Raw genomic sequence first — 16,466 nt, forward strand, 5'->3', positions numbered from 1 at the left:
TTAAGTTTAAGTATGAATTATTAGAAGGTAGCTTGAAAAGCCAGTTGGCGTGAATTAAAAACCAGAAAAAGGAAAGGGCAGCCGAAGCTGCCCTTAATTTAGTCTCTCTATCGAATCCGTGATAGTTGATGCTCCATGCGTTACATCCCTTTGACCATGCCATACTAGGCGTCCACTTCCCAACTCCTTTGGGCTCGTCCTTGTAACATCCGTATTAGATAACATCCTGTTTATCCATCATCTCCCTTTCCTTAGGAGGTGTCCTTCTTTGTCATCTTGACTTAATACCCACAATCCTAGTAGATACTAAAAACTCTATCCTAGAGTGTCCTTTCTTCCGTGACTATAAAACATCCTGTTTTATAAACTCTCATCCTGAGAGGTCCAATTGTCATCCTGACAATGCGTTGGTTCAATGTTTACATCCTGTAAATCAATTCCCCGTTTGCGAGATGAATATTACGTCTTTGTTAATTAATAATTGCAGTTTTATTTACATTAATCCTTGACTTACACGTACGAAAAATAAACGAATACATTTAAATCAACAGGTTAAACGTTATATTATTTGTATGACTAGCTAAATAAACCTAACAAATAGTGCAATTTCTCCTGCTTGCAATGGTCAATGTCTCACAGAGAAATAATAGGAAAAAAGAGTAAAGCTAAGTGATGTTGAATATTTGATTATAAAAATCAATATAAATGAGCGAATAGGATCAATTTTTGTTTCTTTATTATGCGGTTAAATCGAAAAATAAGGAGTGATTATGCCAGTTATACCTCTTCATTGATCGCTTAGATTAGTTAATGAATGAGATTAAAGGAGTAGTAATATCTTTTATTCTGCCAATCTAAGAAGACTGTGAAAATTGAGAAATCGTGAAATAATGTAAACAGAGGGGCTAACGAGTTTAAAAAAATAAAATTATAAAGTCATAAAATATGATTTTTAAGTATTTCGTTAGGCGTTGGATTTATTACTTGAATTCAAAAATGAAAAGTGATCACGAAGAGAAAAAAGTAGCACTATGGGCACGATAGGCAGATTGGAATCAGCCTTAAAATAAACAACCTCGCCACTGTCGAGATTGTTTATTAAAGTATTTTTCGTTGTACTTAAAAGTTGTAACGAATACCTGCGATTAATGAATCGTCACTGTCATCAAGGTTGTTGAGTGCGTAGGAAACATAAGTGCGGATGGATTTATTAAAGCGGTATTGTGCTTCTATTGCGTAAAAGTCTTCTGTATCTACATCCGCTTCTTCTGCTTGCCCAATAATACCTATCATGCGAAATTCTTTGGTAAACTTATATTGAACAGCAGCCTCTATAGATCTGAAGTCATTATCAGCATCAATATCACCCAGCGCGTAGGTGACAGCAACATATAAATTATCTAGTGTATATGCAGCACCCAAGGTTGCTTGGTTTTGGTCTGCTTCTGTATCAGTATAAGAAGCAGCAAGTACTAAACCAAAATCAAACTCATACAGCCCAGAGACAGCATATGAATCACTATCATCAACGTCACTAGCTGTATAGTTAGCTTGTAACGTTAATTGATCCGTTAACTTGTTCGAGTAAAGAAAAGTATTGTCCTCTTTATCCGATGAAGCATCAAATACTTGCTGAATACCAGAATGATAAGAAGCAATATCAGTCATATCAGATACCTGTACATTAGCAGTATCTTGACGACCGTAAGAAAACTTACCAAATTCAGTTGCGAAACCTGCAAATAAATAACGGTTTTTAGCTTCTTCACCTGGTTTAATCTCATATTCCATAAAACCAAAACCTGTTAATGATTCTGAAATTTTAGTTTCACCACCAAAGTTAATGCGAGCGCGACTTTCATCAGTAATCGAGCCTTCATCATTATCAATAAACTCAGCACGTACTTCAGCACGACCACCTACTTTTAGCGTTGTACCGTCTTTGTCGTATACTGTTGCAGAATTTGCCGTTGCTGACACTACGCTTGCTAGAATTGCTGTTGCTAATAATGTTTTTTTCATGATTCATCCGTGTTTTATTTAAAATAATATCTAAGGAATATAATTTTTTGTTTAACGGCTAAGTGCCGTTTACGGAGAAGCAGTCTAGGGATTTTGTATGACAAAAATATTACTAATTTTAACGATTTTAAAAAAAGTTCAATTTTCTTTTAAATATTATTTAGGCCTTTTGGAATCATGTAGCGAGTATTTACCTTACTCAAGAAGTTGAGAGTTGAAGATAAAAAAACCGCCAGATAGGCGGCTTAATAAAATAGATTTTAAACCTTTATTTACCAATACAGAAACTGGAAAAAATACGCCCTAATAAATCATCAGAAGTAAATTCACCAGTGATCTCGCTTAAATGTTGTTGTGTTAAACGTAACTCTTCCGCTAATAATTCACCTGCTCGGTATTCTTCAAGCTGTACTTTACCTTCTAATAAATGTTGCTCAGCTCGGTCGATGGCTTCTAAATGGCGTCGTCTTGCCATAAAGCCACCTTCAGTATTACCTTGATAGCCCATAATATCTTTAAGGTGTTGTTTTAAATCATCGACACCTAAGCCTGTTTTAGCCGAAATACGGTAAACAGGGTGGTTATCATGCTCTGTTGTGACTAGCGTTTCACCTGTTAGGTCGGCTTTATTACGTACCACGGTCAAGCCTACGTTATCCGGTAAACGATCAATAAAGTCAGGCCATATTTCACGCGGATCCTCTGCGTCTGTAGTGGTGGCATCTAGCATAAACAAAATACGATCGGCATTATTAATTTCAGTCCATGCTCGTTCAATACCGATACGTTCCACCTCATCAGCACCTTCACGTAAACCAGCAGTATCGATTATATGTAATGGCATACCATCGATATGAATATGCTCTCGCATCACATCTCGTGTAGTACCAGCAATATCAGTCACAATCGCACTTTCTTTGCCCACTAAGGTATTTAATAGGCTTGATTTACCTGCATTAGGTCGCCCAGCAATCACCACCTTCATTCCGTCACGTAAAATAGCACCTTGCTTGGCTTGTTCTTTAACTGCGCTTAGGTTGTCTATAATTTTGTATAAATCATTAGCAATTTTTCCATCACTTAAAAAATCAACTTCCTCTTCAGGAAAATCAATGGAAGCTTCAACGTAAATGCGCAAATAGATCAGACTTTCAACAAGTTCATTTACTTTATTGGAAAACTCACCCTGCAGTGAATGTAACGCGCTTTTAGCAGCTTGCTCTGAGCTAGCTTCAATTAAATCAGAAATAGCCTCAGCTTGCGCTAAATCTAGCTTATCATTCATAAATGCACGTTCAGAGAACTCACCAGGATTCGCGCTACGAAGGTTTTTAATGGTTAAAATAGCTTTGATCAACATATCCATCACTATCGGGCCACCATGACCTTGAAGCTCTAGCACATCCTCACCAGTGAATGAATTCGGTCCTTTAAATAATAATGCAATACCTTGGTCTAGGACTTCATTATTTTGATCGTGAAAAGGCAAGTATTCCGCGTAACGTACTTTAGGTAGTTTACCTAAAACAATCTGTGCAACCGCTTCTGCATCAGGCCCAGAAACACGCACAATGCCAACGCCGCCACGGCCAGGTGCAGTTGCTTGTGCAACAATAGTATCAGTCGCTTTTATCATGTTCTGTTCCTAAAAATAAAGGCAATAAAAAAGGCGACTATTATAGTCGCCTTTTCTCAATGATTAAATAATATAATTATTTATGATGCTTTATGTAAAAGCTAAATAGTTAAATTACTTTTTATGTCCTAAACCTTGCTTTTCAAACTGACGGTAAATAATAGTTTGCTGTACTAATGTCACGATGTTACTCATTAGCCAGTAAAGTACTAGACCTGCAGGGAACCACAAGAAGAAGAAAGTAAAGACAACAGGCATAAACTTCATAATTTTCTGCTGCATTGGGTCTTGAACCGTAGCAGGGGACATTTTTTGAATGAAGAACATACTTACACCCATTAGAATTGGCAGTATGTAGAATGGGTCTTGTACTGACAAATCTTGGATCCAGAACATAAATGGTGCATGACGTAATTCAACCGCTTCCATTAATGACCAGTATAAAGCGATGAATATTGGCATTTGTAATAAGATAGGGAAACAACCGCCTAATGGGTTCACTTTCTCTTCTTTATACATTTCCATCATTGCTTTTGATACTTTTTGACGGTCTTCACCGTAACGATCACGCAATGCTTGGATTTTAGGTTGTAGTAAACGCATTTTAGCCATTGACGTGTATTGTGCTTTAGTCAGTGGGTATAACACGCCTTTAACTGTAAAGGTGATCAAAATAATTGCCACCCCCCAGTTACCAACAATACCTTGGAAGAATAACAACAATTTGAATAACGGTTGTGCAAGCCACCATAACCAACCGTAATCTACGGTTAAGTCTAAGTTCTCACCAACTTGTGCCATTTCTTCTTGTAATTTAGGACCTATCCAAAGGTTAGTAGCAAATGTTTCAGTGCTGTTAGGTGCGATAGTTTTGATTGGAGATTTGAAACCAATAGCCGCATCTTTATTTTGGATAATATTACTGTACAACAAATTATTGTCTGTTGGAGACGGGATCCAAGCAGAAACAAAATAGTGTTGTAACATCGCAACCCAACCACCTTCAGTTGATTTGTTCAGGTTACGTTCGACCATTTCATCATATTTGTATTTACTGTATTTAGTATCAGTTGTGGAGTAAGCACCACCACGATAAACCGGCATCATTAGATTCGTAGAATGCTCTTCTAACGATTCTTTTAACTGCCCGTATAACTGAACATTGATCTCACTATCTGATTTATTTTCAATAGTATAGTCAACGTGTACATTGAATTCGCCACGGTTTAATGTGAACGTTTTAATAAATACGTTACCAGCTTGATCTACATAACGTAGTGCAGTAGAAACCGAGTCTTTACCTTCAGAGATAACATTTTCAGTCTTATCAACACTATAGAAAGGGCGTCCTTTAGGATTTGCATCCGGACCTTGCTTTCCAATTAGACCGCTTTGTGCGATGTAGGTAAAGCCATTATCATTTTCTAATAAACGAAATGGAACACCTGAATCTAATTCATCATCATGACCGATTAAATCAGCAACAATGACATCACCACCTACTAAAGTAATTTCTAAACGTAATTGATCGTTAGCTAAAACAGCAATTGCGTTAGTTGATGCTTGTGTTGGTACTTCTACAGAAGCAGTATCATCTGATGAAGTTGGTATATCAGCACTATGATTACTAGTCGATGGAACTGATGATTGTGTTGTAGTGCTTTGTTCAGTCGTTTGCGCAGCAGCATCTGGCTGAGGGTTTTGCTCAACAACCCATGCTTGATATAGCAAGAAGCTAACAAACAAGAGTGCGAGGAAAAGTAAATTGCGTTGTGATTCCATAACGTATTTTATCTCTAAGGTTTAGGTTTATTTTTAGTAGCGCAACAAGGAGGTACAGGATCATATCCTCCTTCATGAAAAGGATGGCATTTTACAAGACGACAAGCCGCTAGCCAACATCCTTTTATCATACCATGACTCTTAATTGCTTCTATCGCATAATGTGAACAAGTTGGCGTAAATCGACAACGAGGTCCAATCATGGGACTAATAACTAACTGATAACCACGAATACATTTAATTGCTATCCATTGCAACGCTGCACTAATTTTCGCCATAACTTATCCAATACTTTATGAAGTTCTTGATTTGATAAATCAGCAATACCAGCTTTGGCAACGACGACGATATCGATGTTTGGAAGCTCATGTTGTTGAAGGCGGAAATGATCTCTTACAATACGACGGATACGATTACGTCCTACAGCATGTTTAATGTGCTTTTTAGGAATAGCCATACCAATACGGGGATGTTCTAGGGTATTTTTTCTAGCAAGAAGAGTTAAGTGTGGAGATACTGCCGGAATAGCATTTTTAAATACAGGTTGAAAATCTTCGGGAGTTAACAAACGTAACTCCCGAGAAAACGAATAATTCACCACGTCTGGTAAATTATGCGCTTAAGCTAGCGCGGCCTTTAGCACGACGACGAGCTAATACGGCACGACCGTTCTTAGTCGCCATACGAGTTCTAAAACCGTGTGAACGCTTACGCTTGATGTTGCTTGGTTGAAAAGTACGTTTCATGCTCTTTTCCACTTATTGTTAAGTACTGTACAGTAGCTAGTTTTTTTAACATATTTAAGCTTAATTACTTCGAAAAGTAACCAGGCAAGAATAATCAAAAGCATTAGCCGATTAAAAAGAGAGCGAATTCTATTGATTGATCGACTAAAAGTCAATCAGAGATGCTTCTTTCTGGCAGATTAAATTCATACTCCTTAGAAATTGATACTAAGAAGATAAATTATCACTACGAGCCAAACTCAAAAGTTAGGGTGGCAAGATTATATATAAGCAGGGCTAATTAGCAAGGATCTTCCGTGATCTTGTCAAGCTTTATTTCTGAATAGCTAAATTATCTTGTTGTGGATAAAGTACGCGATGCCATATGCTACCTAGTTATAGGCTTGTGGATGCTTTAAACATTGAATGCAGCAAAATACAAGGATCTTTTTTTTCTTTTTGTTAACAGATCTTATGGCGTAATGCCGCTCTTGTCGGTAGAATTATCCGCCCTAATGTATCTACTGGAGTTCGACGATGTCCCTCGCTATTTGGCAAGAATGTTTAGCACAATTAAAAGATGAGCTATCAGCAGGAGACTTTAGTACTTGGTTACGTCCTCTACAGGCAGAATATGATAATAATGTACTGTCATTATACTCACCAAATAAATATACCAGTGAGTGGGTACGTGAAAAGTATATGGATATCATTGAGACTAAATTGCAAACATTGATCCATGCTATAGATGCCAATCAAACTATAAAGATACGTTTATTAGTAGGTACAGCAAATGCTGCAGCTAATAAACCAGCGGCACAAAAAGCAGCCCCCGTTTTAAATACCAATCAACCTTGGGAAGGTGAATCAAAGTCACCAACTGTTGCGCATAAAAGTAATTTAATTAAAAAATATACATTTGATAACTTCGTTGAAGGTAAATCAAATAATTTTGCAATCGCGACCACACAACAAATTGCAGAAAATCCAGGTGATGTTTATAACCCATTATTTTTATATGCACATCCAGGTCTAGGTAAAACACATTTATTACACGCCGTAGGTAATGCCATTGTTGCAGAAAATCCTGACAGCAAAGTTGTGTATATTCGTTCTGAACGTTTTGTTCAAGACATGATCAATTCAATTCGTAACAATACTATTGAGCAATTTAAAGAATATTATGCCTCTCTTGATGCTCTATTAATCGATGATATTCATTTCTTCGCTGGTAAAGACCGATCTCAAGAAGTGTTGTTTCAAACATTTAACTCAATGTTAGATGCGCATCAGCAAGTAATTTTAACCAGTGACCGTTTCCCTAAAGAAATTGAAGGAATTGATGAGCGACTGCGTACACGTTTTGGTTGGGGATTATCAATTCCAATTGATCCACCAGAATTAGAAACGCGTGTTGCTATCTTAATAACTAAAGCGGAAGAGCGTGGTTTACATTTACCCGACGATGTCGCCTTCTTTATCGCAAAACGATTAACTATTACTGATGTACGTGTTTTAGAAGGGGCGATTGCGAATATTTCAGCAAAAGCACAATTTACAGGACAGGATATCACTATTCCGTTAGTACAAGATGCATTGCGTGATATGTTAGCCGTTCATACCAAACAAACTACAGTTGATAACATTCAAAAAGTAGTAGCTGAACACTATCGTATAAAAATTTCTGATATGTCCTCAAAACGTCGTACTCGTACTGTCGCTCGTCCACGCCAAATAGCGATGGCATTAGCAAAAGAGTTAACTCAGCATAGTTTGCCGGAAATTGGTGAAGCGTTTGGCGGTCGAGACCATACCACGGTATTACATGCTTGCCGCAAAGTAGAAGAATTGCGTCGTGAAAATAATGATATTCAAGAAGACTACAAAATACTTATCCGCACATTGTCCATGTAAGAAAAGGTTAACTGATGAAATTTACTATCTCTCGTGAAGTTTTATTACGCCCACTACAATTAGTAGTAGGCTCAGTTGCGGGCGGGCGTCCAGCTTTACCGATTATGGGTAACATACTGATTGAAGTAAAAGATAACTTTTTAAACCTAACGGGTACAGACTTAGAAGTAGAATTAATGGCACAAATACCATTAGATCTAGCATCTGAGAATGGCGCAATCACTGTACCTGCGCGTAAATTATTAGATATTTGTCGCGGATTAGCCGATCCCTGTGAAGTTACTTTTGAAGTTAAAAATGAGCGAGTAACAGTACGCTCAGGCCGCAGCCGTTATTTACTATCAACCTTACCTTCAATTGACTTTCCGAATATTGAAACATGGCAAAGTTTGATCGAAATAACTGTGCCTCAAAATGAATTTAAAAAACTCATTGAATTCACACAGTTTGCTATGGCTAGCCAAGATGTCCGTTATTACTTGAATGGTATGTTTTTTGAAGTCTCTGGCAATACCTTACGCAGTGTCTCTACCGACGGCCATCGTTTAGCATCATGTTCTATTAATATTGACCAATCAATTGAAGAGCAATCCGTTATTGTGCCTCGAAAAGGGGTCTTAGAACTGGTTAAGCTATTAGATAAAGATCAAGCTAACGTTACCATTCAATTAGGTAAAAATAACTTACGTGCTGTCATTGATGGATTTGTCTTCACCACCAAATTAGTCGATGGACGTTTTCCTGATTACAGACGTGTTATTCCACGAAATGGTGATAAGGAATTAATCTCTAGTCGTGAAACGTTAAAACAAGCTTTCACTCGCGCAGCCATTTTATCAAATGAAAAGTTTCGCGGCGTACGCTTAACGCTATCTGAAAATTTATTAAAAATTACCGCCAATAACCCAGAAAGAGAAGAAGCAGAAGAGTACATCGATGTAGATTATCACTCTGCAGAGTTAGAAATTGGCTTTAATGTAAGTTATGTATTGGATGTATTAAACACCTTGAAAAGCGAACAAGTAAAAATCACATTCAGCACATCAGATCACAGTGCACTAATAGAGTCTCTTGATAGTGATGATTCACTATACGTATTAATGCCAATGCGTCTTTAACGATTAACAATTGCACCCATCACGTTTTATTCAAGGAATTGATTAATGTCATTACAGAAATTAATCATTAACCAATTCCGTAATATCGACTCCGCTACACTTACCTTTGACTGCAAAATTAATTTAATTGTTGGTGAAAATGGTAGTGGAAAATCGTCATTACTGGAAGCTATCTATCTACTTGGGTTAGGGCGTTCTTTTCGAACTCATTTAACTAATAGAGTTATTCAACACGACCAAGCTCATTTTACGCTTTATAGTGAAATCAACTTCCAACAGCGCGTTTTTCCTATCGGTTTACAAAAGTCGAGAGGCGGTGAAACTACCCTTAAAATAGATGGTCAGATAGTTAAGAAGTTAGCGTCACTAACACAATACATTCCGATGCAATTAATCACGCCAGAAAGCTATTCTTTATTATCAGGAAGTCCTAAAAATCGCCGTGCTTATTTAGATTGGGGCGTTTTTTATCATGATCCTTTGTTTTATAGTAACTGGTCTCGCATAAAGCGACTTTTAAAACAAAGGAATGCCGCTTTAAAGCAATGTAACGCTTACAAAGAGCTTCAAGTATGGGATAATGAACTTTGTGTCTTGAGTGAGCAAATAAGCGCACAGAGAGCCGATTACTTTGCGAAATTAGAGCCTTTAATAGTACAAACTATTGCAGATTTTCTGCCCGAGTTTACTATCAAAAGTCAATTTTTTTGTGGTTGGGACAAAAACAATAAGCCATTAGCACAATATTTATCCGATAATTTTCATCGAGATAAACAATTAGGTTATACAAGTGTTGGTCCACAAAAGGCGGATTTAAAATTAAAAATCAACAACTTACCTGTTTCTGATGTGTTATCAAGAGGGCAGTTAAAGCTACTTGTTTATGCATTACGTTTAGCACAAGGGTTATTTTTAAATTCCATCGACAATAAGCAGTGTGTTTTTTTAATTGATGACTTCAGTTCTGAACTCGACAGCAACAAGCAAACACTATTAGCAAAACATATTATAGAGTCCGATGCTCAAGTATTTATTAGCGCGATTTCAGCGCAGAGTATTGGGGATTTATTTACGCAAGAACGCACTCTGTTTCACGTGAAACAGGGTAAAATTACAGTAGAAAGGTGAAAGTTTTATGGCTGAGAATAGTTATGATTCGTCAAGTATTAAAGTACTAAAAGGGTTAGATGCGGTTCGTAAACGCCCTGGGATGTATATCGGTGATACCGATGACGGTACGGGTCTACACCACATGGTTTTTGAGGTATTAGATAACTCAATCGATGAAGCTCTAGCAGGCCACTGTAGCGATATTATTTGTACTATCCATACCGACGGCAGCGTATCAGTGCGCGATGATGGTCGTGGTATCCCGGTTGATATGCACGAAGAAGAAGGTGTTTCAGCCGCTGAAGTAATTATGACGGTATTGCACGCCGGTGGTAAATTCGATGATAACTCTTATAAAGTATCGGGCGGATTACACGGCGTGGGTGTATCGGTAGTAAATGCATTATCAGACAAACTACGTTTAACCGTTAAACGTAGTGGCAATATTCATCAACAAACATACGCTAAAGGTGAGCCTGAAGCCCCTATTGGAATTATTGGCGATACCGATCAAACCGGTACAGAGATCCGTTTTTGGCCTAGCCCATCGACCTTCTCTAATGTGAAATTCCAATATGATATTTTAGCTAAACGTTTACGTGAATTATCATTCTTAAATTCTGGTGTATCTATCAAATTAATAGATAAACGTGAAGAAGATAAGGCAGATCATTTCCATTACGAAGGTGGCATACAAGCTTTTGTTGAATATTTAAATAAAAACAAAACGCCAGTACATAATAAAATATTCCACTTTAATACAGAACATGAAGATGGCACTGCGGTTGAAGTTGCAATGCAATGGAATGATGGTTTCCAAGAAAACATTTACTGTTTCACCAACAATATTCCACAACGCGATGGTGGTTCTCACTTAACGGGTTTCCGTGGTGCTTTAACACGTACCTTAAACTCATACATTGAGAAAGAATTAGCAAAAGTTAAAAACAATAAAAATAAAACATCGACTGAAGGTGGCGATTCACGTGAAGGCTTAACAGCGGTTATTTCTGTTAAAGTACCAGATCCTAAATTCTCTTCACAAACAAAAGACCGTTTAGTCTCCTCTGAAGTGCGACCAATTGTTGAAGGAGCAATGAATGAACGCTTACAAGAGTTCTTATTAGAGAACCCTGCGGAAGCAAAAATCATCGTTGGTAAAATTGTTGATGCCGCACGCGCACGTGAAGCAGCTCGTAAAGCACGAGATATGACTCGTCGTAAAGGCGCATTAGATCTAGCAGGTTTACCGGGTAAATTGGCAGACTGTCAAGAAAAAGACCCTGCACTTTCTGAACTATACATAGTGGAAGGGGACTCGGCTGGCGGAAGTGCGAAACAAGGCCGATCTCGTAAAAACCAAGCTATTTTACCGCTTAAGGGTAAAATTCTTAACGTTGAAAAAGCACGTTTTGATAAGATGTTATCTTCACAAGAAGTAGCAACGCTAATCACTGCATTAGGTTGTGGTATTGGGCGTGATGAATATAACCCAGAGAAAACCCGTTATCATCGTATCATCATCATGACCGATGCCGACGTCGATGGTTCTCACATTCGTACGCTATTATTGACGTTCTTCTATCGTCAAATGCCTGAGTTAATCGAAAATGGATACATTTATATTGCTCAACCACCGCTTTATAAAGTGAAGAAAGGCAAGCAAGAGCAATACCTAAAAGATGATCCAGCGTTACAAGCTTACTTAACTGCTCTCGCAATGGAAGGCGCATCTTTACATGTAAGTGCTGATGCACCTGGTATCACCGGCTTATTTTTACAAGGTATGATTGAACGTTACCGTACTGCACAAGAAACGATTGTTCGCTTAACACGTCGTTACCCAAATGTTGTATTGGATAAACTGATCTATCAGCCTGAATTAAAAGCTGAAGATCTAGTGAATGCAGATAAAGTAACAACATGGATGGAAACTATTATTGAGGTGTTAAACCGCCAAGATTTAGAAGGGACCATCTATAAAGCTAAGGTCGTTAAGTCAGAAGACGAATTAACCAACAAAATTTTGTTTACTGTACGTAAACATGGTGTTGATACTGTTTATACTTTTGATGAAGAGTTCTTTGGCTCAATTGAATACAAATCATTAGTTGCTTTAGGTGTAGAAATACAGAACCTATTAGAAGAAGGTGCTTATATTCAACGTGGTGAACGTACTAAACCAGTTGAAAACTTTATTGAAGCAGTAAACTGGTTAATGCATGAATCAAAACGTGGTTTATATATTCAACGATATAAAGGTCTGGGTGAGATGAACCCAAGTCAACTATGGGAAACAACGATGGACCCTAATACGCGTCACATGCTTCAAGTGACGGTTGATGATGCTGTTGGTGCGGACCAATTATTTACAACCTTAATGGGTGACCATGTTGAACCTCGTCGTGCATTTATCGAGAAAAATGCACTACGTGTAGGAAATATTGATATCTAAGCTTCATATAATTAGCAACTTATAAAGGTTGTTAAAATTGAAAAATATAAAATCCAGCCTAGCAGCTGGATTTTTTATGCCATTGATAAATATATCTAAATAAACTTTAAACTTTCTAGATAACTCATTTACACCTCTAAATGGTTATTTTTTGCAATATAACTGCAATATTCAAGTTGTATGCTCTGCTTTTAACTTTTTTATAAGCATCGCATAATGTCAATTAACTTACTTACAAAATTTATTTCTTGTTGTATTGCCTTATTACTTATTCTCATCAGTGCTTTTATAATATGGGCATGGCATGAGATGGATAAGCCATATCAAATCAATCAGTCTTACCATGCTATAAAATCGGAATTAGCCTCTGATGTAACACTTTCTTTACAACATTACCTTGCTTCAGGTGATGCTAATAAATTACTTGATGCAAGTATTAAACTAGAAAAACTACGTGATACACCTATAAACTGGCTTGAAAACAGGCAATCAGACTCAGTCATTATACTAATTACAAAATTACAGAAAGCGATTCAACAGGCAAGAGCAGCAGGGAAATTGGCTGCAAATCCAGAAATTTTATTAATAAATAACGAAGTAGAACGACATGATCTAATATCTGATTTAATTGCTTTAACTAAAAAATCCGACGTTAGCATGATTATTAAAACACGATACCTACAAAAATTATTAACTTTAAGTCAACAGTTACAAAAAATAGCGTTGTTAAGGCAACGCTACATACAACAAAATAATCTACAAATAAAAGAGCAGCTACTAACAGAAAACAAAATGATTCAAAATAATATTGATCAGCTCGATACTTTACCAAGTTTACTTTTATATATAACAGAAGAAGTTGATGAGTTTAGTTTTGATCAACCAGAGACTGTTGATATAACAAAGCAAAGCATTAACGAATTAAATAGTTTAACTACACGTTATCCCAAAGAACTAACCAATACGACGAAAATGTTAACAGCCATCGTTATTAGCCGAGAACAAATCACACAGGAGTTAAATAATTTAGTCCGAAGTTTTACCTTATATTCAGAGGTGGTTGATCAACAAAAACAGGAAATAACGAAAAAAGTAAAATTAATTGGTATATTTACGTTACTAATATTTATTTTGATGCTAACAATATCTGCATGGCTACAGTTCAAAAGCTTACATTTTATTAGCCAACTTTTACCATTTTTTGATGCATTAACAACGGGTAATTTCAGTAAAAATTTCACTATCAAAAGTCAACTATCAGAATTCACTTCAGTGACTCACCGTTGCGAGCAATTACAAAGATATTTGATGGACCTTACAAGTGCCTTAAAGACACAATCAGAACAATCCTTAATAGAGAGTAACTTATTACAAGAACGTACTCTACAAGCCGCAGAGAGCGGTCAACAGCAACAAAAGCAAACAGAGTTAGTAACGTACTCCATTTTAGCTCTATCAAATTCATTTACTGATGTTACCGAGAGTGCAGCAGAAACTTGTCAACAAACAAATAAAGCCGTTAAATTAGTTGATATGGCAAGTACAACATTAGCGTTACAAGTAAATAGAACTCAAGAATTATCCGATAATATTTTATCGTTAAGTAAAGTAGTAACAAAATTAACTGCCGACACTGCCTCTATTAATAATGTATTAGAAGTGATTAATAATGTATCTAAACAAACTAACTTATTAGCTTTAAATGCAGCTATCGAAGCGGCTAGGGCAGGAGAGCAAGGCCGAGGCTTTGCTGTAGTAGCTGATGAAGTGCGTGCTTTAGCAATTAGAACATCACATTCCACAAAAGAAATACAAACCATCATTGATCATTTAATAGCAACAGCGACTGAAGCAAACGAGATGGTGTTATTACAAAGTAATGCAGCAATTGATTGTGCAAACCATAGTTTATCAGTACAAGAAGAACTAAATTCAGTTTCCCATATTATTGATAGTATATATGAACATAACAATACTATAGCAACCGTAACAGAGCAGCAGTCAATCACTATTAATGAGGTTGCAATAAATACGAAAACGATTGAAAAGCACACTCATCAAGTCAGTAAACATCTACAAAAAATTAATCAATCAAGTGCCAGCATTAAAACAATCAGTGAAGTATTAAACTCACTGATAGTAAAATTAAAACACTAAGAATAAGAAATAGAGGGAAAGTGGAAGAGAGTATTTATAAAGAAAAGTTAAGTGAATTGGTCTTCACCTTGATTTGAGTTTATTGATTTGAGTTTATATTTTAATTCTTTCCTTTAAAAGTCGCTCTAGGTTGTTTCACGTGAAACAACCTATCCAAAGTTTATTATCATTTCTGTTGATATAACTCATTCACAACCGACGCTAAAATATCAACACCACGTTCAACAACATCACTTTCTTGTGCATAATTGAGTCGAATACATTCATGTGTATGCTTCCAATCCTGATCAAGTCCAGGGAAAAAATAATGCCCAGAAACAACAATCAAACCTTTCTCTTTTAATCTCTTATAGAGCTCGTTTGAGCTAATAGGTAGATCTTTAAACCAAAGCCAAAGAAATAATGCACCTTCAGCTTTATGAATTCTGAAATTTTTATTGGTTATTTTTTTTAATAATAATGAAATCGCTATTTGTGATTTTTGTTGATAAAAAGGTTTAATCACATCATCACTCAAAGTAATAATTTCTTTGGTTTTGACTAACGGCAATACAATTTCAGGACCAATTCCACCAGGCGATAGTGCCATAATACCCGATAAATTGGACATGGCCTTTATAATACTTGGGTTGGCAATTACAATACCGCAGCGTGCACCAGGTAAACCGAATTTAGATAAACTCATACATAAAATAGTATTGTCATTAAAATGAGGTTTAACATTCTCGAAAATAATATTAGGAAAAGGTGTACCGTAAGCATTATCAATAATAAGCGGAATATTATGCTGTTTAGCCAGCTTATCTAACTTATCTATTTCATCATCAGTTAAAACATTACCAGTTGGATTAGTAGGGCGAGACACACAAATAGCACCAATATCATCAGATATTTCTAGCGCATCAAAATCAACATGGTATTTAAATTGTTGATTTTCTAATTCCGTAATTTTAGGTCGAACCGCAACAAATGATGCTTCCGAAACACTAGCATCAGCATAACCAATATATTCAGGTGCTAATGGGAATAATATTTTACGTTTTTTTCCATTACTAAAATCACCAGCTAATAAATTGAATAAGTAGAAAAATGCATTTTGACTACCATTAGTTAACATTATATTTTCAGAAGATAAATTCCAATCATATAAGTCATTAAACAGTTCTGCCAGTGCAGTAATAAAACTATCTTTTCCTTGAGGTCCATCATAATTAGCGAGTGTATCAACTAACTTCCCTTCATTTAATAAGTCTTGCATTAGGTCAGTGAATCGTTTTTGGATAGCCGGAATAGCGGCTGGATTACCACCACCTAGCATTAAAATATCATCACCGCCTTTTACGCCTTTATTTAGATCATCCATTAACTCTGTTATGCCTGAGTGCTGCGTAAATTTATTTCCAAATGTTGAATAGGGCATGCAAAAATCCTGAATATAAAATGAGAATTAAAATAAAATATTAATTTAAAAAACAATTGTTTCATGTGAAACAATTACAGACAACAACGATTAAATTTAAAATGTAATAAAGATGCATTATAAATTT

At 36.3% G+C, this 16,466-nt stretch carries 12 protein-coding genes; 5 read left to right on the top strand and 7 right to left on the bottom strand.

Annotation, left to right across the window (positions count from 1 at the left end):
* Positions 1-1,119: 1,119 nt before the first annotated feature.
* The 6 genes from GQR44_RS18675 to rpmH form a co-directional block, all read right to left on the bottom strand.
* Entirely contained in the window at positions 1,120-2,022 is a 903-nt protein-coding gene (locus GQR44_RS18675; RefSeq protein ID WP_166373186.1) for a porin, read from the bottom strand.
* A gap of 268 nt (positions 2,023-2,290) precedes the next feature.
* Complete coding sequence (gene mnmE / locus GQR44_RS18680) at positions 2,291-3,658, bottom strand: tRNA uridine-5-carboxymethylaminomethyl(34) synthesis GTPase MnmE (protein WP_166373187.1); 1,368 nt, start codon at positions 3,656-3,658, stop codon at positions 2,291-2,293.
* Between the two features lie 114 nt (positions 3,659-3,772).
* Complete coding sequence (gene yidC / locus GQR44_RS18685) at positions 3,773-5,440, bottom strand: membrane protein insertase YidC (protein ID WP_166373188.1); 1,668 nt, start codon at positions 5,438-5,440, stop codon at positions 3,773-3,775.
* Between the two features lie 14 nt (positions 5,441-5,454).
* A complete protein-coding gene (gene yidD / locus GQR44_RS18690; RefSeq protein WP_028869405.1) occupies positions 5,455-5,718 on the bottom strand; it encodes a membrane protein insertion efficiency factor YidD in 264 nt (87 codons plus the stop codon).
* Positions 5,685-6,041, bottom strand: coding sequence for a ribonuclease P protein component (gene rnpA, locus GQR44_RS18695; RefSeq protein WP_028869406.1), 357 nt, complete (start codon positions 6,039-6,041; stop codon positions 5,685-5,687). The genes yidD and rnpA overlap by 34 nt, the downstream gene beginning before the upstream one ends.
* A gap of 10 nt (positions 6,042-6,051) precedes the next feature.
* The gene (gene rpmH, locus GQR44_RS18700) at positions 6,052-6,186 is read right to left on the bottom strand and encodes a 50S ribosomal protein L34 (protein WP_028869407.1); all 135 of its coding nucleotides are present in this window, start codon (positions 6,184-6,186) and stop codon (positions 6,052-6,054) included.
* A gap of 516 nt (positions 6,187-6,702) precedes the next feature.
* Between rpmH and dnaA the strand changes: the two genes are divergently transcribed.
* The 5 genes from dnaA (at position 6,703) to GQR44_RS18725 (ending at position 14,919) form a co-directional block, all read left to right on the top strand.
* Positions 6,703-8,079: a chromosomal replication initiator protein DnaA gene (dnaA, locus tag GQR44_RS18705; RefSeq protein WP_028869408.1), complete on the top strand. Its 1,377-nt coding sequence runs from the start codon at positions 6,703-6,705 to the stop codon at positions 8,077-8,079.
* A gap of 14 nt (positions 8,080-8,093) precedes the next feature.
* Positions 8,094-9,197 carry a DNA polymerase III subunit beta gene (dnaN, locus tag GQR44_RS18710; protein ID WP_166373189.1) on the top strand — a complete coding sequence of 368 codons (1,104 nt, stop codon included), beginning with the start codon at positions 8,094-8,096 and terminating at the stop codon, positions 9,195-9,197.
* A 45-nt stretch (positions 9,198-9,242) separates the two neighbouring features.
* Positions 9,243-10,325 carry a DNA replication/repair protein RecF gene (gene recF / locus GQR44_RS18715; RefSeq protein WP_166373190.1) on the top strand — a complete coding sequence of 361 codons (1,083 nt, stop codon included), beginning with the start codon at positions 9,243-9,245 and terminating at the stop codon, positions 10,323-10,325.
* A gap of 7 nt (positions 10,326-10,332) precedes the next feature.
* Complete coding sequence (gene gyrB / locus GQR44_RS18720; protein WP_166373191.1) at positions 10,333-12,762, top strand: DNA topoisomerase (ATP-hydrolyzing) subunit B; 2,430 nt, start codon at positions 10,333-10,335, stop codon at positions 12,760-12,762.
* 309 nt (positions 12,763-13,071) lie between these two features.
* Positions 13,072-14,919, top strand: coding sequence for a methyl-accepting chemotaxis protein (locus GQR44_RS18725; RefSeq protein ID WP_166373192.1), 1,848 nt, complete (start codon positions 13,072-13,074; stop codon positions 14,917-14,919).
* Positions 14,920-15,085: 166 nt separating this feature from the next.
* Here GQR44_RS18725 and GQR44_RS18730 read toward each other — a convergent pair whose 3' ends face one another.
* Positions 15,086-16,339 (bottom strand): valine--pyruvate transaminase, encoded by a 1,254-nt coding sequence (locus GQR44_RS18730; protein WP_166373193.1) that lies wholly within the window; start codon positions 16,337-16,339, stop codon positions 15,086-15,088.
* Between the last annotated feature and the right edge of the window lie 127 nt (positions 16,340-16,466).

It is taken from the genome of Psychromonas sp. SA13A (assembly GCF_011378715.1).
Classification (GTDB): domain Bacteria; phylum Pseudomonadota; class Gammaproteobacteria; order Enterobacterales; family Psychromonadaceae; genus Psychromonas.